Origin of the sequence: Coprococcus sp. TM115-187, assembly GCF_027679115.1 — a bacterium.
Taxonomy (GTDB): Bacteria; Bacillota; Clostridia; order Lachnospirales; family Lachnospiraceae; genus Allocoprococcus; species Allocoprococcus comes.
Genome location: NZ_JAQEKS010000019.1, coordinates 1 through 209, shown reverse-complemented (window position 1 = coordinate 209; position 209 = coordinate 1). Strand labels below are relative to the sequence as shown.

Here is a 209-nt window from a genome sequence, read left to right as displayed (position 1 = left end):
TTCAAGAATATTTAGATGGAAAAGGCAGTATGAAGACGATTGCACAACGTTTAGGTATAGCCTTTCAATCATTCAAACAATGGGTAAAAAGCTACGAAGCGATGGGAATAGATGCGTTTAAAACCAATCATAACAAACATTATTCCAAAGCAGAAAAAGAGCAAGCAGTCGCAGCATATTTAGCCGGCGAAGGTTCTCATATGGAAATT

General features: G+C 37.3%; 1 protein-coding gene. It reads left to right on the top strand.

Translation table 11 applies throughout. From position 1 onward, the window contains the following. A partial coding sequence (locus PGW42_RS11615) for a helix-turn-helix domain-containing protein (protein WP_330677037.1) occupies window positions 1–209 on the top strand: 209 nt, incomplete at both ends.